Consider the following 22,422-nt stretch of genomic DNA (forward strand, 5'->3'; position numbering starts at 1 on the left):
TTGTCGGAGTATCTCCAATGATTACGTCATTTATCTGGGCGCAGATCGCGTCCCGTGACGATTCTGCATCTCAAATTCCGGTCGATGGTGGCCGGTATGTGCGCTCGGCTGGTTCTGAAAAAGGAACGTTTTCTCAAAGCCTTGGGCACGCGTTCTGGTTCTTGATGATTAGTGCTGGAATCGCATTTTTTACAATTATTCCAACGCTCTATGCAGAGTTGGCTACGGTAGAAATTGTAAGAGCAAACGGAATCAACGAGGCTGGCTCTCTGTTTCAGGGACGTTTGATTGATACCCTGGTTGGAGCTTTTGCTGTTGGGGTTGGAATTGCCAGTGTTATCTGGACTTTTTCCGGCTCTCCGAAAGATAACCGGGATCCTTACGATCGAGATGAGCGGCTGCAGTAAGCAGCCGTCATCCTCTTACCATGTTGACGTGGTAGAGCACCTCGCAAACCAAATATCTTAATTGGGATTTGTCATGTTCTCTTATTTTGAGAAGCTTATTGACCCATTCAAAATGGAAGAGATCGAGACTCCTCCAAGTAAGTTTTGGGGGTTTATCTGGTATTATACCAAGCCTGTTTCAATACTACTTGTTGTGATCGCCTTTTTCGCTGCATCTATTGCTGTAATTGAAGTGGTCATCTTTACGTTTATGGGTGATTTGGTGAACTGGTTAGGCACCGAAGACCCGGAAACGTTCTTTGCCGACAACTGGGGCCATCTGATCTGGATGGGTGTTGTTCTTCTTGTGATTTCACCGATCATGTCAGCAGTGTGGGAAATGTTCTTCCATCAGGGATTGGTTGGTAACTATCCAATGCTGATCAGGTGGAAGGGGCACCGACAATTACTTCGGCAGAGTTTGACTTTCTTTCATAATGACTTTGCAGGTCGCATTGCTAACAAGCTGATGCAGACCTCTCTTGCTGTACGAGAAGTTATTACGCGTATTGTCGATATCTTTGTCTATGTGATTGTTTATTTCCTGGCTGCGCTTGTTGTGCTTGCGAGCGCGGATTGGCGTCTTGCCCTGCCGATGATCGGTTGGCTGCTCTCCTACTTCCTCGTCATGTACGTCTTTGTTCCCAAGCTTAAGCGTATTTCGAAGAAGCAAGCGGATGCCCGGTCTGTGATGACTGGTCATATCGTTGATGCTTATACGAATATCTCGACCGTAAAGCTGTTTTCACATGCATCGCGCGAAGAAGATTATGCCAAAGGTTCCATGAGCACTTTCATGGATACCGTGCATAAGCAGATGCGGAATGTGACCAAGCTGAACATCTGCCTGACGCTGATCAACAATCTGCTCTTGTTGTCTCTTGGCGCTCTGTCCATCTGGCTTTGGCAGAGGGCTTTGGTGACGACTGGTGATATCGCGATTGCAATTGGTCTGGCCTTGCGTTTGCAGGGCATGTCTCAGTGGATCCTTTGGGAAGTTGCTGGTCTGTTTGAGAATATCGGTACTGTTCAGGACGGACTGGGCATGCTGTCCCGGCATACTGAGGTCACTGATAAGCAAGATGCGAAAGCGCTTGTTGTTTCTGATGCGGAAATTCGCTTTGATGATGTGAAGTTCCACTATGGCAAGGGCAGTGGCGTTCTGGAGAACCTGTCGCTCAACATTAAACCGGGTGAGAAAATCGGGATTGTTGGACGCTCGGGTGCAGGTAAGTCGACCCTGATGAACTTGCTGCTGCGCTTCCATGATCTGGAAGGCGGACACATTGCCATTGATGGTCAGGATATTCGCGGCGTGACGCAGGAGAGCCTGCGCCAGAATGTTGGTGTGGTTTCTCAGGATACTTCTTTGCTGCATCGGACGATTTTGGAGAACATCACCTATGGCAAAGACGGGGCAACTCTGGAAGAGGCGACCGAAGCGGCGAGACGGGCTCATGCCCTGGAGTTTATTGACGGCCTGAAAGATCCAGAAGGACGGACTGGCTTTGATACTCTGGTGGGTGAGCGCGGTGTAAAACTCTCTGGCGGGCAGCGTCAGCGCGTCGCTATCGCACGTGTCTTGCTGAAGGATGCTCCGATCCTTGTTTTGGACGAAGCAACGTCTGCTTTGGACTCAGAAGTAGAGGCTGCGATCCAGGAAAGCCTGTTTGAATTGATGGAAGGTAAGACGGTTATTGCAATTGCCCACCGACTTTCCACAATTGCGGCAATGGATCGCCTCATTGTCATGGATCAAGGCAAAATTGTCGAGATGGGTACCCATGAGGAACTTCTGAAATCCGAAGGTATCTATGGAAACCTCTGGAACCACCAATCTGGCGGTTTCCTTGCGCAAGTTGCCGCCGAATAAGGATTCCTGACAGGGAATCAAGCGGTTTAAACTAAAAGTGGTTCGGGGCGAGTTTGCGTCCTAGGGTCCCCGAACCACTCGACTTTTGACTCATATTTGCGTGTCAAAATCTCAATTGATCCCGTTTTTTTCCTCTTATGCCCAAGTTGTCTGCGACAATAAGTCCGCAAATTTTTAACCAGTCTAGACAAGTGCGGCCATTGGTGGCAGATAGCATCCGTCAATATAAGTGCGTATTTAGCGCATTTTCACCTATGTCTTCTTTGCGGTGTATAGACAGTGACCGGTTTTGACTGGTTGCGGGCCTGTCCTCACAGAAGAAATCGTAGGTGTTCTCTTTCAATTTTGTTTCGAGAGGACGCGACCTTGGAACACACGGACACGGCTGAACCGTCACGCCGCGATTTTCTTTACATCGCGACCGGTGCCGTGGGCGCGGTCGGTGCGGGAGCTCTGGCTTGGCCCTTTATCCATCAGATGAACCCCGATGCATCTGCACTGGCTTTGGCTTCTATCGAAGTTGATGTTTCTGCGGTTGAAGTCGGGCAATCGATTACTGTGGTTTGGCGTGGTAAGCCGGTCTTTATCCGTCAACGTACGGAAAAAGAGATCGCTGAAGCGACCGAAGTGCCTATTGCTGATCTGCCAGACCAGTTTGCACGTAATGCTAACCTAGAAGAGGGTGCGGATGCATCTGATGCCAACCGCGCATCGACAGGCAAGGAAGCCTGGCTGGTTATGGTTGGTGTTTGTACGCACCTGGGCTGTGTCCCTCTTGGTGAGTCTGGTGATTTTGGCGGCTGGTTCTGCCCATGCCACGGTTCTCACTACGACACTGCTGGTCGTATTCGTAAAGGCCCGGCTCCAGAAAACATGCTCGTGCCGCCTTACAAGTTTTCCGGCGACGACGTTGTTGTAATCGGCTGACGAGGCCCTTTCAGGAGGCAGCTATGGCTGGTCATTCTACTTATGAACCGCAAAACGCTGGCGCCAAATGGCTTGAGCGTCGTTTGCCGGTACTCTCCCTTGTACATGGGAGTTTTGTTGCGTTTCCAACCCCGAAGAACCTGAACTACTGGTGGACCTTCGGCGGTATCGCATTTTTCGTGCTCGTTGTTCAGCTCATTACCGGTATCGTACTGGTAATGCACTACACGCCGAATGATGCGCTCGCATTTGCATCCGTTGAGCACATCATGCGCGATGTGAACTACGGATGGTTGATGCGTTATCTGCACTCAAACGGCGCATCCATGTTCTTCTTTGCGGTGTACATCCATATCTTCCGTGGAATGTACTATGGTTCTTACAAAGAACCGCGCGAAATTGCCTGGATCCTGGGTGTGTTGCTGTTCTTCCTCATGGTGCTTACCGCATTCATGGGCTACGTGCTTCCTTGGGGCCAGATGTCTCTTTGGGGTGCAACAGTTATTACGAGCCTGTTCTCTGCAGTTCCAGTTGTTGGTGAAGCAATCACCACATGGCTCTGGGGTGGTTTCGCAGTTGGTAACCCAACACTGAACCGCTTCTTCTCACTGCACTATCTGCTGCCGTTCGTGATCCTGGGCGTTGTAATGCTTCACATCTGGGCGTTCCACGTTGCTGGTAACAACAACCCAGTTGGTGTTGATCCCAAGTCCGATAAAGACACAGTTCCATTCCATCCGTATTATACGTTGAAGGATCTGTTCGCGATCGTTGTCTTTATGATCCTGTTCTCCTGGTTCGTGTTCTACCTGCCAAACTATCTGGGTCATGCTGATAACTACATTCCAGCAAACCCAATGGTGACACCAGCGCACATCGTTCCAGAATGGTTCCTTCTGCCATTTTACGCGATCCTGCGTGCGATCACTTTCGATATTGGTCCAATTCCTTCCAAACTCGGTGGCGTGATTGCCATGGGTGGTGCGATTGCGATCTTGTTCGTGTTGCCTTGGCTTGACACTTCCAAAGTTCGTTCAGCGAATTACCGTCCTGTTTACCGGTTCTTCTTCTGGCTGTTCTTCTTCACCACAATCATGTTGGGGTGGCTTGGATCTAAGCCTGCTGAGCAGCCGTACATTGCATGGATCCAGTTCTTTACGGTCCTCTACTTCGCGCACTTCCTGATCGTTCTTCCAGTTCTCGGACTGATCGAAACGCCTCGGAAAGTTCCTGACTCAATCAATGATGCAGTGCTGGGTAAGTCCAGTGATGCGGCTTAAGGGCAGGGGATTTTAAAGATGAAAAATCTAATGTTCAAAAGCGCTCGTGCTCTGGCTGTTGTTGCAGGTCTTGCTGTAGCTGGTCCGGCTCTTGCTGCTGGCGATGGACCTCACGTTGAAAAGCAACCTTGGTCTTTTGCTGGTCCTTTCGGCCAGTTTGACAAAGCGCAGCTGCAGCGCGGCTTCCAGGTTTACCAGGAAGTTTGTTCTGCCTGTCACGGTCTGAGCTACGTCGCATTCCGTAACCTTGCTGAGGAAGGTGGACCAGGTTTCTCTGTTGATGAAGTGAAGGCTCTCGCAGCTGAATACTCCATCGAAGATGGCCCGGATAATGAAGGTGAGATGTTTGAGCGTGACGGCAAGCCGTTCGACAAATTTCCATCGCCATTCCCGAACGAGCAAGCTGCACGTGCTTCTAACAATGGTGCATTGCCACCGGATCTTTCTTTGATCGCAAAAGCGCGCGCTGCTACTCGTGGTTTCCCTTGGTTTGTTCTTGATGTTGCTACGCAGTACCAGGAAAATGGCCCGGATTACCTGTACGGACTGCTAACTGGCTACCATGAGGCACCTGAGGGTGTTGAGGTTCCAGAAGGTCAGTACTACAACCCTGGCTTCATCGCTGGACACACGCTTGCAATGGCGCCTCCGCTTTCTGATGAGCTGGTTGAGTACTCCGACGGTTCTCCAATGACTGTTGATCAGTATGCTCGTGACGTTTCTGCATTCCTGATGTGGACTGCTGAGCCTCATCTGGAATCACGCAAGCGTATCGGCTTTGGTGTGATGGCATTCCTGATCCTGTTCGCATCGCTGCTGTACTTTACAAAGCGTAAGATCTGGAGAGATGTTGACCACTAAGGTCACATTTATAAATTCAAAAAAGGGCTATCCTAATCGGGTAGCCCTTTTTTTTGGGGTTGCGGGCTGGATTTGATGTACCGCCAACTTCCCATCAGTGAATCAGGTAAGGTTGCACTGAAACTGGCAAAGCGGAGAGAGCGATATGCAGGCGGTTCTGGGCATTATCGGAGGTTCTGGCCTCTACAATATCCCTGGTTTTGAAAATGCCCGATGGGAACGGATCAAAAGCCCGTGGGGTGAGCCAAGTGACGATGTTTGTATTGGTGAGATTGGTGGCCTGAAAGTTGTTTTTCTGCCTCGTCATGGCCGCGGACATGTGCACTCTCCAACTGAGATCAACTATCGCGCAAATATTGACGTGCTTAAGCGGGCTGGTGTCACAGATCTGATTTCCGTCAGCGCCTGCGGGTCCTTGAAAGAGGAATATGCACCGGGAACTTTCGTTCTTGTTGATCAGTTCATTGATCGTACTTTTGCGCGCGAAAAGAGCTTCTTTGGAACAGGCTGCGTGGCGCATGTCTCTGTTGCTGACCCAATTTCGCCATTGCTGGTGGATGTTGTTGAAAGTGCCTGTCAAGAAGAGGGCCTTACGTATAGCCGTGGCGGTACTTATCTGGCTATGGAAGGGCCTCAGTTTTCTTCCAAGGCAGAAAGCCATCTCTACCGCTCCTGGGGCTGTGACGTTATTGGCATGACGAACATGCCAGAAGGCAAGCTGGCCCGGGAAGCGGAAATCAGTTATTCAACTGTGGCGATGGTAACGGATTACGATAGTTGGCATGCCGACCACGGAAACGTAGATATCAACGCGATCATCAAGGTTCTACACGAGAACGTGGAAAGTGCTCAGAAGCTTGTTCTAGCTGTTGCCCGGAAACTGCCGAGAGAGCACCAGCAGTGCCCAGTTGGTTCCAATACGGCACTTGATTTTGCGATTATGACTGCTGAGGACAAAAGAGACCCGGCACTGCTTGCAAAGCTTGATGCCGTTGCAGGGCGCGTGCTTCGCAAATAATCAAGCACAGATCGTTTATGGGCTCTTATTGAAGGGCTTCTGACAAAAAACTATGCAATTCAAACGCGGAAATGACCATGACTGACATAACTAACAGTATCTCAGAGGAGCTGATTGCGTCCATTCGGACCATTCCAGACTATCCAAAGGAAGGTATTCTGTTTCGCGATATCACAACACTGCTGAGTGATCCTCGCGCCTTCCGCCGTGCGGTTGATGCACTGGTACAGCCTTGGGCTGGCTCCAAGATTGAGCAGGTTGCTGGTATCGAGGCGCGTGGCTTTATTCTTGGTGGTGCTGTGGCTCACCAGCTCTCCGCCGGTTTCTTGCCAGTGCGTAAGAAGGGTAAGCTGCCGTTTAAGACCATTGAGCAGGAATATGAGCTGGAGTATGGTACCGATACCATTGAGATCCACTGTGATGCTGTAAAGCCCGGTGAGAAGGTTATTCTGGTTGATGATCTGATTGCGACTGGTGGGACCGCAGAAGCTGCTGTGAAGCTTCTGAGAAGCGCTGGAGCCGACATCGTGGCTGCGTGCTTCATTGTCGATTTGCCAGAACTGCAAGGACGTGCAAAACTGGAAGCACTCGATATTCCTGTCAGGACATTGGTGGAGTTTCCCGGTCATTGAATGACGCCTTTGTAGAGAATGGTCCGCAGTTTTCTGCGGCCTTCAACCACGATTTTGAATTGCTTTTGAAATGGCGCCGGGATGTGCGCCATTTTAAGCAGGATATTATTGATCGCGAAACCGTTGATGAGCTTTTGCGATTAACTGATCTTTCCCCGAGCGTCGGCAACAGTCAGCCTTGGCGCTTTATAGAGATGAGTCAGCCTGCGAACAGAGAGGCTGTTTATCTCAATTTCCAACAGGCAAATTCTGAAGCTCTTAAGGGCTATAAAGGGGAGCGGGCGGAGAGCTATACCAAGCTCAAGCTGCAAGGCTTGACCGATGCTCCGCTGCAATTTGCTGTATTTTGTGATCTTGATCCAACACAGGGAGGCGGGCTCGGACGGCAGACTATGCCAGAGACGCTGGCTTATTCTTGTGTTAGCGCAATTAATTGCCTCTGGCTAGCTGCTAGAGCAAAAGGCATTGGCGTCGGTTGGGTCTCTATTCTCAACCCTGATAGTATCGGGCAGTTGTTTGGTGTTCCTGAAAACTGGAAATTTGTTGCCTATCTTTGCATAGGTTATCCCTGTGAGAACAACGAAGTCCCCGAACTGCAGCGCACTGGCTGGCAGGCACGTACTGCCACTGAATTGCGAATGTTAAAAGATATTGATCTAGTCAGGCCAGAAGCCAAATAGGAGTCTTCTTCGTGTCAATCCAAGTAAGAGCAATTGAACCAGAAGATCGAGAGCAGGTTGTTGAGCTGCTCGTCAACCGGTGGACCAGTCCTGAGCAATTGCTTGATGGTGAAATGGTGGACGCCTCACGGCTGCCTGGGTATCTCGCTCTGGATGAAGGGCGTCTTGTGGGGATGATTACGCTGATCAAGCGGGAGCAGGAGTGGGAGATCCTCACGCTGGATTCGCTGCAGCGATGGGGCGGTGTTGGTACGCTTCTGCTGGATGCTTCCGTTGATGCTGCGCGGCAGGAAGGCCTTGGCCGGATTATGGTGCGGACCTCTAACGACAATCTGGATGCATTTCGGTTTTATCAAAGACGCGGCTTCCGCTTAGAAAAAGTGGTGCAGGGTGTCATTGATGAGGAACGTAAGTTAAAGCCAGAAATACCAGTCACAGGCTTGCACGGCATACTGCTGCGTGACGAGGTGATTTTTGGCCGCGACATCACCGGCAATCGATCTTAGCTTTACATTCAAGCAGTCTTTGATTAATTTTATGAAAGATTAAATAAAATTGTATATGAGGGTTGTGTTGTGATCGTCCGCATAATCGAATTGGTGCGACGCTATAGAACGATACGGCTCTCCTTACTGGCCACTGTACTGGATTGCTCTGTCGATGAGATCCTGTATGCCGTTGATGGCTTGGAAAACAACAGTATCATGCGTGTGCGAGGCAGCTCCCTGGTTTCGAATGAGGCCATTGCAGAGAGTGATATCAGCGTGCGCATGCATTCTCGGTTTGCCGAGAAGAATGCCATTGGCAAACTTGCTGCCAGCCTGATTAAGGATGGTGAGCGTTTGCTGATTGAGGCGGGTAGTACGCTTTCCCTTTTTGCCAATCATCTGAAAGAGAAGAAAAATCTCTCCATCACGACGACGAGTCCGCTGATTGCGGAAAGCCTTGTCCGGCACAGTCGTACGTGTAACGTTGAGTTGATTGGCGGCAGGTTGGAAGTGCATACCACTGCGCTTCATGGTGAGGAGACGCAGGCGCGTATTCGTGACCTGAAGGTGGATTGGACCATCTTGAGCCCAACGAGCATGTGTATCCAAAAAGGGGCCTGCTACTTCCACAAGGTTGATGCTGAAACCAGCTTACTTATGCAGCGTAGTGCGAAGAAGACCATGATGTTGAGTGACAGTTCCAAGTTGGGCGTTCCCAGCCGCTATACCGCGCAAACAATGCAAGGTGTTGACGTCTTTATTACTGATAATAATGGGGAATTGGGCTTTGCTGAAGTCGATCATCATTTTAGAAAAGCGCGCGTTTTTCATGCGATTTCCGAGGACGCTGACAGCGAAGATTTCATTCTTCTGAATAGTTGATAAATTTTAAACCCTTTTGATGAAAATTGTGTCTGTTTACTGCCGGAATAGTATCTTGGATCTAGGCCAATTTAGATGATTAATGACTTAATGGTGGACGTTCTTGCCAATCTGGTTAAGCGCCACAGGCGTATTTCATTGACTGCTGCGGCAGATATTTTAGGAATGGATTTTGAAGAGCTCTCCAGTCTGGCGAAGGTGCTGTCGGATCGTGAGGAATTTGAACTCTTCGACAATTCTATTTGCTTCCTCATGCCACGAGACCAAGATGCATATCGGGTAAGGCTTCGCAGTCATTACATCGAGAAATATGCGATTGGCCGGCTGGCAACTTCATTCTTTAAGACTGGTGACCATGTGGTTGTTGAGTCCGGAAGCACAATGACAATCCTGGCGCAGCATCTTGCTCAGGTGCCGCAGATAAAGGTTTCGACCAATTCGTATGCGGTCGCCTCAATGATGATTGGGGCTGAGACGGCTGCAGACATCCATGTGATTGGCGGCAATCTCTATACCGACGGGCAGGGGGCTTTGGGGCCAATCGCTCTGGGTACCGTTGAGAGCCTTGAGGCGGACTGGGGGATTATTTGTCCTGTCGGTTTGTCCACTGAGGGGGATCTCATGTACTACGTGGAAGAGGAAGCCAAGTTTGCGCGGGCCGTCATGGCGTCTTGCAAGCGGACTATGGTGCTGTGTAACTCCAGCAAGATTGGAGTTCCGAGCCGGTTCGTTGCCAACTCATGCGCTCAGGCAGATATGCTGATTGTGGATAGCGGCGTTGAGCCAAGTATTCTTGACAAGCTGATTGCGCAGGGCGTGCAAGAAGTCCACGTAGCTGATGTAGAGGCAGAAGCTTCAAGTGAGATCGTTTTGTTGGATATTTGATTTTGATCTCATTGATTTTTCAATAAAAAAGGCGCTCGATTGAGCGCCTTTTGTTTTATAGCGATTGTGCCAAAGACTTATGTGTTGAACTTGAAGAGCAGCACATCGCCATCTTGAACGATGTATTCCTTGCCTTCGTCGCGTGCTTTACCTGCTTCTTTAGCTGGGTTTTCGCCGCCAAGCTCAACGTAGTCGTTGTAAGCGATGGTTTGCGCGCGAATGAAGCCGCGTTCAAAGTCCGTATGGATGACGCCAGCAGCCTGAGGGGCTTTGGTGCCTCTTGAAACGGTCCAGGCGCGTGTTTCTTTCGGGCCAGCTGTGAAGTAGGTGATCAGGTGTAGTAGGTCGTAGCCTGCGCGGATCAAACGGTCTAGGCCTGGCTCTTCCAAGCCCATGTCAGCCATGTATTCACGCTGCTCTTCGTCTTCCAGCTGTGCAATTTCAGCTTCAATTGCGGCTGAGATGACAACGGAGGCTGCGCCTTGCTCTTCTGCCATAGCCTGAACCTTAGCGGACAGGCTGTTGCCTTTGTCTGCTGATTCTTCTTCCACGTTACACACGTAGAGAACTGGCTTGGATGTCAGCAGGTTCAGCATTTCGAGCTGTTTCACGTCTTCCGGGTCGGTGAGGCCAAGTGCGCGCACTGGCTTACCATCCTGAAGAATTGCCAAGGCCTGTTCCATGATCGGAAGAGCCATCTTGGCGTCTTTATCGCCAGACTTCGCTTTTTTGGCGAGCGGCGCAATACGCTTTTCGAGGCTTTCCATATCAGAAACCATCAGTTCGGTTTCGACTGTTTCTGCATCAGCGATTGGATCGATCTTGCCATCGACGTGCGTGATGTCGTCATCTTCAAAGCAGCGCAGAACGTGTGCGATCGCGTCTACTTCGCGGATGTTAGCCAGGAACTGGTTGCCCAGGCCTTCACCTTTGGATGCGCCGCGTACGAGGCCTGCAATGTCTACGAAAGTCAGACGGGTCGGGATGATCTCTTTGGAGCCAGCGATCGCTGCGATCTTGGATTGGCGTGGATCTGGCACAGCAACATCACCAGTGTTCGGCTCAATGGTGCAGAACGGATAGTTTGCTGCCTGCGCCGCTGCTGTCTTCGTCAGAGCGTTGAAGAGGGTAGACTTACCAACGTTAGGCAAGCCGACGATGCCGCACTGAAAACCCATTTATTCTTGTCCTTTCGATCCAAACAGCTGCTCAAGCGCTGACGCGAGCGGCCCTTTTTTGTTAGCTTCTTTGTCCTGATAGTCCGTTGCTTTTGGTGCTGGCTTTTTTTCTGGTTCCGGCTTGGCGGGGTCCTGCTTCTTTTTAACAGCAGCCTCGCGCGAGCTGTCCTTTTTGTAAGGTTTACCAGAGCCTTCCGGGCGTGTTGCCAGTGTCACCTTGTTGGCGAACTGGTTGTCGTGATGTTGTGCAAGCAAAGGAGTGTTGTCTGCAACTGCCTCCAGAAGAGGTTCCAACCACTCCTGATCCGCTTTTGCAAAGTCACCCAGGACCCATTGATGTACGCGGTCTTTATGGCCGGGATGGCCAATACCAAGGCGCACACGGCGATAGGCATCCGTGATGTGTGCTGTGATGGAGCGCAGGCCATTGTGACCTCCGTGACCGCCGCCATTCTTCATGCGGAACTTCGCAGGAGGCAGGTCCAGCTCGTCATAGAGCACGACAACATCTTGTGGGGTGAGCTTGTAGAAACGGAGTGCTTCACCTACGGAACGACCGGATTCGTTCATGTAGGTCATTGGCTTCATCAGCAGGACTTTTTCACCTGCTAAAGTGCCTTCAGAAACCTGAGCCTGAAAGCGAGCCCGCCACGGGCTGAATGAGCTATGGCGGCGATGAATTTCATCTGCCGCCATGAACCCGATATTGTGACGATTACTCTCGTATTTAGGGCCTGGATTACCGAGGCCGACTAACAGCTTCATAGGTATTGTCCCAAGCCCTAGTTAGAGAATTACTCTTCGCCTTCACCTTCTTCAGAAGCGTCGTCGTCTTCTTTCAGACCTGCTGGTGCAACAATCGTGGAGATTGTGAAGTCGCGGTCTGTAATGGTCGGAGCACAACCAGCTGGGAGCTTAACAGCAGAGATATGCTGAGAAGAACCGAGGTCAGCTTCATCAAGATCGATTTCGAGAGCTTCTGGGATAGCGTTCGCTGGAACAGTCATTTCAACGGTGTGACGTACAACGTTGATAACACCACCGCGTTTCAGACCTGGGGAAGTTTCTTCGTTGAGGAACTTCACTGGGATTTCAACGGTCAGAGTAGCGTTTGCAGAAACACGCAGGAAGTCAACGTGCATCAGAGTGTCTTTTACTGGATGCAGCTGGAAGTCTTTTGCAATTACAGAAGTTTTTTCGCCGTTCAGGTCGATTGTACCGACGTGAGACAGGAAACCGCCCTTATGCAGGGTCATGGTTGCTTCTTTAATTGGCAGGCTGATAGACACTGCTTCTTTTTTGTCGCCGTAGATTACTGCTGGTACAAGACCTTCACGACGAGCTGCACGAGCGGCCCCCTTGCCGGCCCGTTCACGCACCTGTGCTTTCAGCTCATAGCTGTTTGCCATGGTGGAATCTCCTAGTTTGATTATAAAAGTAAGGCCGCGGGAGCGACAGATTTCTGCGCTCAACTACGGCCAACTCCGCACGCCTCCTCCAAGGGTGTCGACGTACGCGGCTCGTATACCCGATACTCCCAGAAAGAGCAAGGGCAACTGCCGAGCCTACAATAAGAAAAACCGAGGCGTGCCCCGGTTTCTCAAAGCTTGTGATTAGAGCTCGTCGCGTTCATTTGCATTCACGCATCGTACTCTAACACCTTTGTTGGAGCGAATTCTTGTCGTTTGATTGAAACCAATCAAACGGAACGCGCTCTAAAGCGAATTAGGAATCGAACAAGCTGGAAACAGAGCGTTCCTGCGATGTGCGGTTGATCGCTTCACCCATGAGTGGGGCGATAGAAATAGTGCGGATGTTTGGAGCAGCCTGAACAGCAGCCGTTGGCTCGATGGAATCAGTGATTACCAGTTCTTTGAGCTTGGATGCTGAAACGCGTGCCACTGCGCCACCTGAAAGGACACCATGTGTGATGTAGGCCGTGACAGACTTAGCACCAGCAGCAAGAAGTGCATCTGCTGCGTTGCAAAGGGTTCCGCCAGAATCGACGATGTCATCCACGAGGATACAATCGTAGCCGCTCACATCACCGATGATGTTCATGACTTCGGATTCACCAGGCTTGTCGCGGCGCTTATCAACGATGGACAGAGGAGCTTCAATGCGCTTTGCTAGTGCACGCGCACGAACCACACCGCCTACATCCGGAGAAACAACCATGACGTTGGTTGTGTCATAGTGCTCTTTGATGTCACGGGTCATCACCGGCGCGCCGTAAAGGTTGTCGGTCGGGATGTCGAAGAAGCCCTGAATCTGCGCAGCATGCAGATCGAGTGTGAGCACTCTGTCTGCACCAGCATTGGTGATCAGGTTGGAAACAAGTTTCGCAGAGATTGGCGTACGAGGCGCTGACTTACGGTCCTGACGGGCGTAGCCAAAGTATGGAACCACTGCGGTAATGCGACGTGCTGAAGAACGGCGGAGTGCATCAATGATGATCAACAGTTCCATGAGGTGGTCATTTGCCGGATAGCTTGTAGGCTGAATGACAAAGACGTCCTCACCGCGCACGTTCTCCTGGATTTCAACGTAGATTTCTTGGTCTGCAAAGCGGCGAACCTGGCACTTCGACAATGGTACATCAAGATACTTTGAAATTTGCTCGGCCAGCGCGCGATTGGAGTTACCCGCGACGATTTTCATAACCCGCAAGTCCTTCTTGGGCTTTGATCTCACCGTGTGACAGTTGTCGGTGGTGAGGTGGAAATTTGCGTCCCTTGGTGGAACCCGATTTCTTCTGGTAAGGCGTCCTGACAGGTCGCCTTGCGCGCCTTTTAGCAACCTCGTCTTAAGCCGACAATAGCCAGAACGCACAGCAGCTCAGCTTTTTTGCAAAAGCTGAGCTGCGTAATCGTGTATCTATTTGATTTTATTAGGTCACTTGCTGTGTAACCATGCTTCTAAAGAAGCAATTGTTCTGGTCGCAATTCTTTGCAGCGCATCGCTTGAAATAGATGCCCATGGGTCGCCAGAGTTGCCGCCAGTCTGCTCCTGGCCATCGATCCGGTGAACACGGTTGCCATTTGCGTCAATAATATCAAATACATAGAAGATGGTGGTGGTGTACTGGTCACCCGCTGCGGTCAAGAATCCTTTGACTCGGTACGTTGCTGGTGCACCAACGCGTCTGACGAGGTTGAGATTCGCTGCTGCTGCGCGATTCCCCAATTGCTCAGAGAGATCGTCAGCAATATTGCCAGGCAGCCCGGTCAGCTGCTCAAATGCAAAAGTTGCTTTTGCCGGAGAGACAGTCGGAGGAGCTGACTTGGTTTCAATCATGTCCCCGATGCTGGAAGGGGGAAGAGGGTTTGCCGCACAGCCTGCAAGAATTGCCATAGCGGCAATGATTAATACCCGAGGTAAAAGTACGAGCTTCAGCATGTCAGTCCTTAAAGTCCACTCAGAGAATCAGCGTGGGGTGCCCCCAATAGATTCGTAAAGGTTAATTATGGCAGTCTTTACCCTGCCTTCACAGGGAGGTCGAGAGAAAGCTGTGATAAGCTTTCAGGTCCATCTGCGTGTGTGATGTAAGTTTGGCCTAAAGTCATGGCGGTTTCGCTGTCTGAATCCATGATGATCATGTGCATAAACAACACCATGTTTTCCTGAATTTCATGTGCATTTTCTTTGAAAGCCATATAGGGCGGTTCCATCCAGCTTGGTGTGAAGCGGGCACCAAGTGAATATCCGCAGGCATTCAGGCGGTGTGGCATCAGGCCGCGATCATCCAGAATGTTGGCGTGTGCAGCAAACAGATCACCAAACGTGTTGCCCACCTGCATGGCTTGTTCAACAGCCAGAAGGGCATCTTTTGCGGCGCGGTGGAGTTCCAGATGGCGTGGCGTCGGCTCACCCAGAATGACTGTGCGGATGGAGGCTGCGTGATAGTGGCGGTAGACCCCTGCCCATTCGATGGTGAGCTGATCGTTTTCTGAGAGCTTTCTGCGGCCAGATTTGTAGCGGCAGAGCAGGGCGTCAGGGCCTGAGCCGATTACAAATTCGTTGGCGGGGTAGTCGCCGCCGCCTTCAAACACTGCGCTTTGCATCTTAGCCAGAATGCGGCCTTCGTCGGCTCCGGGTTTGATTTCCTCCATACCGGCAAGGAAAGCGGCATCGGCAAGCTTGCCGGCTGTGCGCACATATTCGAGCTCTGTTGGAGATTTAACCAGACGGAGCTCTTTTATGATGTCGGAGGCGTCCTCTACGTCTGCGAAGGAATGGAGAGATTCGTCCAGTAACCGGCCATTGGCAGCGGTGAGGCCGTGGGTGTCATATTCCACGCCGATGTGGGTGCCGAGCAGATCGAGATCAAACAGTAGCTCTTTGACCTGACCAACCGGAGACTTGCCAGCCACATCCATCCAGAGGCGAATGTCTTTGAGGTTGGAGGTGTTGCGGGCTTGTCGCAGATCAGCAGAGCGGGTGAGTAGGATGGGTTCTTCACCGGGGCGATAGATCAAGCACTGGAAGAAGCAGTAGCCGAAGGTGTCAAAACCTGTCAGCCAATACATGCTCTCCTGTGCGAAGATCAGCAGGCAATCGAGATGACGCTCTTTGAGTTTGGCGTCCAGAGCAGCACGGCGCTCAGCAAATTCTTCCGGTGCAAAGTGCAGGGCCATGGTCTTCTCCCAATCCATAGTTCGCAAAGCAATCTGAAACAGAACTTACTCTTGCTCGCCCGTCAGCACAATCAGGCGGTCAACATGATAGTTGATATCTGGCGTCCGTAATCTGGTTCTTTGTTATGGGTGGTTCTTCGGTAGGAGAAGAACCTGTCCTCATCTGCATAGGTGCATAGTTTGAGATCGATGACGTCTTTGAGGCCGAGTTTGTCCAGTTGAGCTTTGATGAAAGCCGGCAGATCAAACATGCTGTGCAGTGGCTTTTCTGAGGGAACGAAGAAGCGTTGGTTGTCCTGAGACTGTTCGAGGAAGCACACCACAAACTCCGGACCAACCTCATAAGCCTGCTGTGAGATCATCGGGCCCATCACCGCTGTGATGTTTGATGGGTTTGCACCCAGCTGCTGCATGGCTTGAACGGTGTTGGGCAGGATGCCATCGACAGCGCCTTTCCAGCCTGAGTGGGCTGCGCCGATAACTCCGTTGTCCGGGTCAGCGAACAGGATCGGGCCGCAGTCTGCGGTCAGGATGCCAATGGCGAGGCCGGGGGTGTTGGTGACAAGAGCGTCTGCGCGCTTGTCATCTTCCTCAGCAAAGGGCGCGGATACGCTCAGCACCTTAGCCGAGTGGATCTGGTAGGGCGTAACCATCCGTTCAGGTGTTGTGCCGAGTTGATCGGCAACGCGGCGGCGGTTTTCCAGTACATCTTCACGGACATCGCTGGAACCCAAGCCGACGTTGAGGCCTTTGTAGATGCCGGAGGAAACACCTCCTTTGCGGGTGAAGAAGCCATGTGAAAGGCATTGCATTGCTTCAAGCTCTGGCACTTTAATCATTGGCTTCTCCCTGTTTCGATGCGTTCAATTCTGGAAAGGTATTGGTTTTTCTGAGGTGTTGGTGATGCTAAGGACTTTGAAGAGCGTACCCATCTGGTCATCGGCTGCGAGGCGCTCCACGTCCTTGCGGATCTGGTCCTGATCCAGTGTGGACTTGCCAGTCCCAAGTTGTCCTGCGCGCTCCAGCAGCCCAAGACCGAGGAGAAACTCGCCCTGACCGATTGGGCCGTGCACGTTTGCCCCTTCTGCAGTGGCTGCGCTGGCGAGTGCCTGAAAGTTGACGTGGGCGGTTAAGTCCGCTTCGCCGCAATGTTCCAGCGTGGAGACGTATTCGTGCTTTTTGAGGGCCTGAAACGTGTCGCCTGTAGCCGTCTTTGCATAGCCGTAGTCAATGAGCAGAGCAGCACCGCCGTCTGCCTTGAGGCGCTGACCGATTTGTGAGGCAATTGCGGTGGAGGCTGGAGACAGTTCCAGCGTATCGCCCAGTTTTGCCTGTAAACCGGCTTTGGCGACGTCTGCCGGAGACAGAGTGCCTGAGCCGATGCCAAATGTCAGATTGCCGTCGTCATCCAGCCCAACACAGCGCTCACGCCAGCCTTGCTCGGTGAGCTGGTACTGGTGGATCGGGAGAGCATCGAAAAGTTCATTGGCAACGAGCAGGGTTGGGCCATCCGGGATGGTCTCCAGCGTGTCGTGCCACTTGATTGTGTAGGCTTTGAGCAGTTTGCGCTGTGCTTTGCGTAAGGATGGGCTGGTTTCAACCAGGTGAATCTGAATGTTGGCGAGCATCTGCGGGCGTAACGAGATAACGCGCAGGATATCTTTCATTAAAGTGCCGCGACCCGGGCCCATTTCGACCAGATTCACCGGGCCTTTCAAATCCTGCGACAGCCATTGATGCATAAGCCAGGCGCCGATCAGCTCGCCAAACAGCTGTGAGATTTCTGGTGCCGTGGTGAAATCACCTTTCGTCCCGAATGGCTGCTGGCGCATGTAGTAGCCATGCTCGGGATCAGAAAGGCATATGCCCATATATTCAGCGAGGGTCATTGGACCATGGTCCGCGATGCGCTTTTTGATTTTTTCCTGAAGTGGCGTGGACGCAGAGCTGGTCATTTTGCTTCTTTGATTTCCGTGTTTCTTTTGAGAGCCCAAATTACGACTGCTATGCCGATCAAAACCATTGGCAGGCTCAGCAGCATCCCCATAGTGAAGAAGCCTGCGAGGTAGCCGATGTGGGCATCCGGTACGCGGTAGAATTCTACGAAGGTGCGTGCCAGACCATAACCGATGGCGAAGCTGCCTGCGAGAACGCCCGGTTTTTGCAGCAGTTTGAAGCGATGGGACAACAGGCGCAGCACGAAGAACAGAAGTGCTCCTTCCAGCGCTGCTTCATAAAGCTGGCTTGGGTGTCTTGGTTCTGGCCCGCCGGTTGGGAAGACAACGGCCCATGCCACATCTGTCGGGCGGCCCCATAGCTCTGAGTTGATGAAGTTGGCGATACGCCCGAAAAAGAGACCGATTGGAGCGGCGATGGCGGCCAGATCAAACATGGTCCAACCAGACAGGCCACGTGCTCTGGAATAGATGATCAACACGACAATCATGCCCAGCAGACCACCGTGGAAGGCCATGCCTCCCTCCCATACAGCCAGAATGTCTGCTGGATTGGCGAGGTAGTAGGGCAGATTGTAAAACAGGACGTAGCCGAGGCGCCCACCCAGAACAATGCCGAGCGTTGCCCACATGACGAAGTCGTCGATGTCTGTTGCTGTTGGATGAGCTGTCTTGTTCCAGAGTGGCGAGTTGCGGACGGTTACGATCATGTAGCGCCATGCAAGAAGAATTCCGGCGATATATGCCAGTGCATACCAACGGATGGCCAGTGGTCCGAATTCAATCAGAACCGGATCAATCATCGGGAAAGGTATTGCTAAGAGCGGCATATGAAACCCTTCTGTTATTAAAGTGCCCTGCGCTCAGAGACCTTCACGCACTTTACTCTAATTCGGTTTGTTTGAGCGCATTGCAAGTGTTTGATCGGAGGTTATCGAACCTCATGCGCTTCAGTTCAGCGAGCATTCCGACAAGTGAAGGATTTGGTCAAGTGGTTTGTGGCAGGTGTTCAACACAAGCTTTCGACATCTTACTGACAGGTTCTTTAGGGTTCTGGGTGCAAATCAGCTCTCAGCGCTTGAAACTGACGGGCCGGACCAATACTTGTTTGTGAGAGAGAAATTTAAAGAGGACGCCATGAGCCAGTCTCCAAATCGTATGTTTGACGAGTTTGCAAAGCTGATGACCGATGCCGCTGGTGTTGCGCAAGGTGCCAAGCGGGAAGTAGAAACCGCATTCCGAGCGCAGGCCGAGCGTTTCATGTCGGATATGGATCTGGTTTCGCGTGATGAGTTTGACACAGTCAAAGACATGGCGATCAAAGCGCTTGATGAAGTTGAAAAGCTTGAAGAGCGCCTTGCAGCAGTAGAAAAGCGCCTTGCCGATCTAGATGAAAAAGCTGCGCCAGAAGACAAAGCGTAGGTTTGGCTGAAAATTACATGTGAATATGCTGTGGGCGGCTTTGAGTCGTCCACAATTTTCGCAATGATCTGTCTATTCCCCCTATAGGGGAAAGGCCAAATCTATCGGTATATTGGCAAAAAAGGGATTCGATGTCCTGCATCAACAGTTCCGGTCTGGAACTTCCTTTGTAGTGCATGCTTCTATCCAAGAGCACGTAAGTGTCTGGTCCATGATCACTCAACCCGCATCCGTCTGGAGTGGGTAGATAAACCATTCCTCAAACGGAAAGAGGACCGGAAATGAGCCTTATTGAGTTCGGCACGGAACGCCCCCTGAATCCGGTTGATACCATTGAAAACCTTGCAACCGGTAATGACTGGTGCTTTGAACGACTTGGTGATGATGAAATTTCCATTTCGGTTACAGGGACTTGGTGTGATTACCACGTAACCTTTTCATGGATGGAAGAGTTGGAAGCACTGCATATGGCAAGTGCGTTCGACCTCAAGGTTCCTGCTCCCAGAAAAGATGAGATTGTTCGTCTGCTTGCGCTTATTAATGAGCAGCAATGGATGGGGCATTTTGATATCTGGGGTCGTGAAGGTGTTGTTATTTTCCGTCAGTCGCTTTTGCTGGCTGGTGGTGCAGAAGCCAATTCATCTCAGATAGAAGTCCTTTTCTCTAATTCTCTTGATTCATGTGAGCGGTATTATCAATCGTTCCAGTTTGTCGTGTGGGCTGGCAAGACAGCACAGGAAGCGATGGAAACTGTGATGTTTGAAACTGCCGGTGATGCATGAAACTAACGAATGAACGCCCGCTTGTTCTGATTGGAGCAGGCAAAATGGGTGGTGCCATGCTTGCTGGCTGGATGAAGCAGAGTATGGCACCTGAGCATGTTGTGGTTGTTGACCCCAACCCACCTTCAGACACACTTGAAACCATCACTGCAAACAGCATCACCTGGCACAAGAGCGTGCCAGAAGGTGTTGTGGCGGGTGTGCTGTTGATGGCTATCAAGCCGCAAATGATGGAAGAGGTGCTACCAACACTTACTGATGTTGCCGATGAGAGCAGCATCATCCTTTCTGTTGCAGCGGGCACAACGATCAAGCGCTTTAAAGATACGTTCGGAGCAGCCCAGCCTGTTGTGCGTGTGATACCAAATACGCCTTCTCAGGTGGGGCGGGGTGTGACTGCAGGTTATGCTTCAGTTGAAGTTCAGGATGAGCAAAAGGCTCTGATGAGCTCTCTGCTTGAAACAATTGGTGCGTTTTATTGGGTGGATGTTGAGGAACAGATTGATCTGGCAACAGCTGTCAGCGGTTCTGGACCTGCCTATGTGTTCCATCTGGTTGAAGCCATGAGTGAGGCTGGTCAACGATTGGGGCTAAATGCTGAGCTTGCAGAGGCTTTAGCCCGCGGAACAGTCGCAGGTTCTGGTGAGCTGCTCCGCCAATCTCCCGAGAATGCTGATGTTTTGCGCAGGAATGTGACCTCTCCCGGTGGGACGACGGCTGCTGCGCTTTCCGTATTGATGGGAGACGATGCTTTGACAAACCTGATGAGTGAGGCTGTTGCAAAGGCAGCTCATCGCGCCACAGAACTTGCTGACTAAAGCAGCGCCTGTTTGTGCTGGTTCTGCTGCACTGCTTTAGGTTTTGCTGTCGCGTCTCTTTAGCCTAAAACCGTTTTCCATTTTTTGGAGATACGTTTTCAGCAGGTTCCAAAATTGCTTGATATTGAAGTAAAGCCTCGGTTACTAGACTGAGGCTTTTTCTTTGTATCTGTGCTGCTCCTGTGTGTATGATTAGGTGTTGATGCGTAGTTAGAGCAGGTCGCGTTCATTTACATTCACGCTCCGCACTCTAACTTCTTTAATGGAGCGATTTCTACGTGTTTGATTGGCGCCAATCAAACGGAACGCGCTCTGGAGTGTTGGCCATACAGGAGCGTGCCATGCCCACCGAAAAGACCCATCAGAAAGTCATCGCAAGTTTTATTGAGTTGCTGGAAACACACCGGATTGAAGAGATCACTTATACAGCGATCGCAGATAATGCTGGTGTGAAGATTGAGGTGGTGCGGGCGTGTTGCAATGGAAAGCTGGATCTGCTGGCAGCCTTTATGCAGGACATTGATCAGAAAGTTTTGAAAGAGCGTGATCCTGACCTTATGGATGAAACACGGCGTGATCGGCTGTTTGACGTCCTCATGTGCCGGCTTGATATTATGGAGCCGCATAGAGAGGCGATCCGTAACCTACGGAAGACAGTGGTGAAGGACCCGGCTTTGGCCATGCATATGCACAAGCTGGTGACACGCTCGATGAAGTGGATGCTGGTTGCAGCTGGCATTGAAGAATTTGGTTTGCGTAGTGTCGGCATGTCCAATGCTTTGGCTTTGGGTTTTGAGCGGTTGGTGCGTGTTTGGCTTGAGGATGATGCGCCAGGGCACCCGAAAGTTATGGTTGCCGTTGACGATATGCTGGCGAACGGTGAAAAATGGGTGGGCCGCGCTTGCCGCGTTGAGAAAGTGGCAGCTCCCTTTATTGAAGGGCTGGGACGTTTGTGCCAGAGACCTTCGCGCCCAGCAGGTAAAAGCACACCTCCACCTGAAACTGCAAATGGTGGGGCTGAAGCCAGTCCCTAAAGCCGTTTGTCGTTAGGTTGAAACACGCGAACTGCTTTAGCCTTTGTTTTTGTGTATCTTTATTCGAAAATCGGTTTCCACTTTTCCGATAAAGATACGTTGTAATTTGAGTTATTGAGAAGAACATGGACCAAAAAGAAGATACGAAAACCATCAGTATTGATGATTTTTTGAATGTGGATGTGCGTGTTGGCACTGTTGTTGAAGCAGTTGATTTTCCCGAAGCCCGCAAGCCCGCGTACAAACTGAAGATTGATTTTGGTGATGATATTGGTGTGAAGAGAACGTCTGCTCAGATCACTGCTCACTATACGCCTGAGGCACTTGTTGGCCGCCAGGTGATTGCTGTTGTGAACTTCCCACCACGCCAAATCGGGCCATTTATGTCTGAAGTTTTGACACTTGGGTTAGCGGATGAGAATGGAGATATCGTTCTGCTCCATCCCGACAGCAAGGTGCCTAACGGTGGCCGGATGCATTAGAATACGCTCTAGGTTTGTCGGTACTTTATGGCGTGAGGGGAAAAACTTATCCCCCTCCAGACCTCCTCCCATATTCTGAACCTATGCCTACGTAACGGGCTACTGGCGGAGCGACCGTCAGTTTGTCGTAGGTTGGGCGGGG

Annotated in this window: 25 protein-coding genes; 16 read left to right on the forward strand and 9 right to left on the reverse strand. The window is 51.2% G+C overall.

Features of this window, described 5'->3' with window-relative positions:
- The first annotated feature begins 17 nt into the window (after positions 1-17).
- From PsWM33_RS11020 to PsWM33_RS11070, 11 genes are all read left to right on the forward strand, one after another.
- Positions 18-407: a hypothetical protein gene (locus tag PsWM33_RS11020; RefSeq protein WP_057463607.1), complete on the forward strand. Its 390-nt coding sequence runs from the start codon at positions 18-20 to the stop codon at positions 405-407.
- Positions 408-480: 73 nt separating this feature from the next.
- On the forward strand, positions 481-2,319 hold the full coding sequence (locus tag PsWM33_RS11025; protein ID WP_063300232.1) for an ABC transporter ATP-binding protein: 1,839 nt from the start codon (positions 481-483) through the stop codon (positions 2,317-2,319).
- A gap of 366 nt (positions 2,320-2,685) precedes the next feature.
- Positions 2,686-3,246, forward strand: a complete 561-nt coding sequence (gene petA / locus PsWM33_RS11030; protein ID WP_063298326.1) for a ubiquinol-cytochrome c reductase iron-sulfur subunit — start codon at positions 2,686-2,688, stop codon at positions 3,244-3,246.
- Between the two features lie 23 nt (positions 3,247-3,269).
- Complete coding sequence (locus PsWM33_RS11035) at positions 3,270-4,526, forward strand: cytochrome b (RefSeq protein ID WP_063298325.1); 1,257 nt, start codon at positions 3,270-3,272, stop codon at positions 4,524-4,526.
- A gap of 18 nt (positions 4,527-4,544) precedes the next feature.
- A complete protein-coding gene (locus tag PsWM33_RS11040; RefSeq protein WP_063298324.1) occupies positions 4,545-5,387 on the forward strand; it encodes a cytochrome c1 in 843 nt (280 codons plus the stop codon).
- Positions 5,388-5,532: 145 nt separating this feature from the next.
- Positions 5,533-6,405, forward strand: a complete 873-nt coding sequence (locus PsWM33_RS11045; protein ID WP_063300233.1) for an S-methyl-5'-thioadenosine phosphorylase — start codon at positions 5,533-5,535, stop codon at positions 6,403-6,405.
- Positions 6,406-6,482: 77 nt separating this feature from the next.
- Entirely contained in the window at positions 6,483-7,037 is a 555-nt protein-coding gene (locus PsWM33_RS11050) for an adenine phosphoribosyltransferase (protein WP_057463664.1), read from the forward strand.
- Positions 7,034-7,717: a 5,6-dimethylbenzimidazole synthase gene (gene bluB / locus PsWM33_RS11055; RefSeq protein ID WP_063298322.1), complete on the forward strand. Its 684-nt coding sequence runs from the start codon at positions 7,034-7,036 to the stop codon at positions 7,715-7,717. Before PsWM33_RS11050 ends, bluB begins: the two co-directional genes overlap by 4 nt.
- An 11-nt stretch (positions 7,718-7,728) precedes the next feature.
- Positions 7,729-8,223: a GNAT family N-acetyltransferase gene (locus tag PsWM33_RS11060; protein WP_063298321.1), complete on the forward strand. Its 495-nt coding sequence runs from the start codon at positions 7,729-7,731 to the stop codon at positions 8,221-8,223.
- 69 nt (positions 8,224-8,292) lie between these two features.
- Positions 8,293-9,087 carry a DeoR/GlpR family DNA-binding transcription regulator gene (locus PsWM33_RS11065; RefSeq protein WP_063298320.1) on the forward strand — a complete coding sequence of 265 codons (795 nt, stop codon included), beginning with the start codon at positions 8,293-8,295 and terminating at the stop codon, positions 9,085-9,087.
- A 75-nt stretch (positions 9,088-9,162) separates the two neighbouring features.
- A complete protein-coding gene (locus tag PsWM33_RS11070; protein ID WP_208994518.1) occupies positions 9,163-9,972 on the forward strand; it encodes a DeoR/GlpR family DNA-binding transcription regulator in 810 nt (269 codons plus the stop codon).
- A gap of 77 nt (positions 9,973-10,049) precedes the next feature.
- Here the strand turns inward: PsWM33_RS11070 and ychF are convergent, their stop codons facing one another.
- From ychF to lgt, 9 genes are all read right to left on the reverse strand, one after another.
- A complete protein-coding gene (gene ychF / locus PsWM33_RS11075) occupies positions 10,050-11,150 on the reverse strand; it encodes a redox-regulated ATPase YchF (RefSeq protein WP_063290039.1) in 1,101 nt (366 codons plus the stop codon).
- Positions 11,151-11,915: an aminoacyl-tRNA hydrolase gene (gene pth, locus PsWM33_RS11080; RefSeq protein WP_063300234.1), complete on the reverse strand. Its 765-nt coding sequence runs from the start codon at positions 11,913-11,915 to the stop codon at positions 11,151-11,153.
- A gap of 29 nt (positions 11,916-11,944) precedes the next feature.
- Positions 11,945-12,559 (reverse strand): 50S ribosomal protein L25/general stress protein Ctc, encoded by a 615-nt coding sequence (locus tag PsWM33_RS11085; RefSeq protein WP_063300235.1) that lies wholly within the window; start codon positions 12,557-12,559, stop codon positions 11,945-11,947.
- Between the two features lie 316 nt (positions 12,560-12,875).
- On the reverse strand, positions 12,876-13,811 hold the full coding sequence (locus PsWM33_RS11090; protein ID WP_057463594.1) for a ribose-phosphate pyrophosphokinase: 936 nt from the start codon (positions 13,809-13,811) through the stop codon (positions 12,876-12,878).
- A 234-nt stretch (positions 13,812-14,045) separates the two neighbouring features.
- The gene (locus tag PsWM33_RS11095) at positions 14,046-14,447 is read right to left on the reverse strand and encodes a hypothetical protein (protein ID WP_208994519.1); all 402 of its coding nucleotides are present in this window, start codon (positions 14,445-14,447) and stop codon (positions 14,046-14,048) included.
- A 179-nt stretch (positions 14,448-14,626) separates the two neighbouring features.
- Positions 14,627-15,787: a M24 family metallopeptidase gene (locus PsWM33_RS11100; protein ID WP_063300261.1), complete on the reverse strand. Its 1,161-nt coding sequence runs from the start codon at positions 15,785-15,787 to the stop codon at positions 14,627-14,629.
- 71 nt (positions 15,788-15,858) lie between these two features.
- Positions 15,859-16,626, reverse strand: a complete 768-nt coding sequence (gene pgeF / locus PsWM33_RS11105; protein ID WP_063300237.1) for a peptidoglycan editing factor PgeF — start codon at positions 16,624-16,626, stop codon at positions 15,859-15,861.
- A 24-nt stretch (positions 16,627-16,650) separates the two neighbouring features.
- On the reverse strand, positions 16,651-17,742 hold the full coding sequence (locus PsWM33_RS11110) for a class I SAM-dependent methyltransferase (protein ID WP_063300238.1): 1,092 nt from the start codon (positions 17,740-17,742) through the stop codon (positions 16,651-16,653).
- Positions 17,739-18,572, reverse strand: coding sequence for a prolipoprotein diacylglyceryl transferase (gene lgt, locus PsWM33_RS11115; RefSeq protein WP_063300239.1), 834 nt, complete (start codon positions 18,570-18,572; stop codon positions 17,739-17,741). Before lgt ends, PsWM33_RS11110 begins: the two co-directional genes overlap by 4 nt.
- A 307-nt stretch (positions 18,573-18,879) precedes the next feature.
- On the opposite strand from lgt, the gene PsWM33_RS11120 reads away from it, so the two are divergent.
- The 5 genes from PsWM33_RS11120 (at position 18,880) to PsWM33_RS11140 (ending at position 22,280) form a co-directional block, all read left to right on the forward strand.
- Complete coding sequence (locus tag PsWM33_RS11120; RefSeq protein ID WP_057463662.1) at positions 18,880-19,164, forward strand: accessory factor UbiK family protein; 285 nt, start codon at positions 18,880-18,882, stop codon at positions 19,162-19,164.
- 281 nt (positions 19,165-19,445) lie between these two features.
- Complete coding sequence (locus PsWM33_RS11125) at positions 19,446-19,946, forward strand: YbjN domain-containing protein (RefSeq protein WP_063293981.1); 501 nt, start codon at positions 19,446-19,448, stop codon at positions 19,944-19,946.
- A complete protein-coding gene (proC, locus tag PsWM33_RS11130; RefSeq protein WP_063300240.1) occupies positions 19,943-20,764 on the forward strand; it encodes a pyrroline-5-carboxylate reductase in 822 nt (273 codons plus the stop codon). Before PsWM33_RS11125 ends, proC begins: the two co-directional genes overlap by 4 nt.
- A gap of 341 nt (positions 20,765-21,105) precedes the next feature.
- Positions 21,106-21,798: a hypothetical protein gene (locus PsWM33_RS11135; RefSeq protein ID WP_063300241.1), complete on the forward strand. Its 693-nt coding sequence runs from the start codon at positions 21,106-21,108 to the stop codon at positions 21,796-21,798.
- A gap of 125 nt (positions 21,799-21,923) precedes the next feature.
- A complete protein-coding gene (locus tag PsWM33_RS11140; RefSeq protein WP_063300242.1) occupies positions 21,924-22,280 on the forward strand; it encodes a tRNA-binding protein in 357 nt (118 codons plus the stop codon).
- Positions 22,281-22,422 lie beyond the last annotated feature (142 nt).

This window comes from Pseudovibrio sp. WM33 (assembly GCF_001623165.1).
Lineage (GTDB): Bacteria > Pseudomonadota > Alphaproteobacteria > Rhizobiales > Stappiaceae > Pseudovibrio.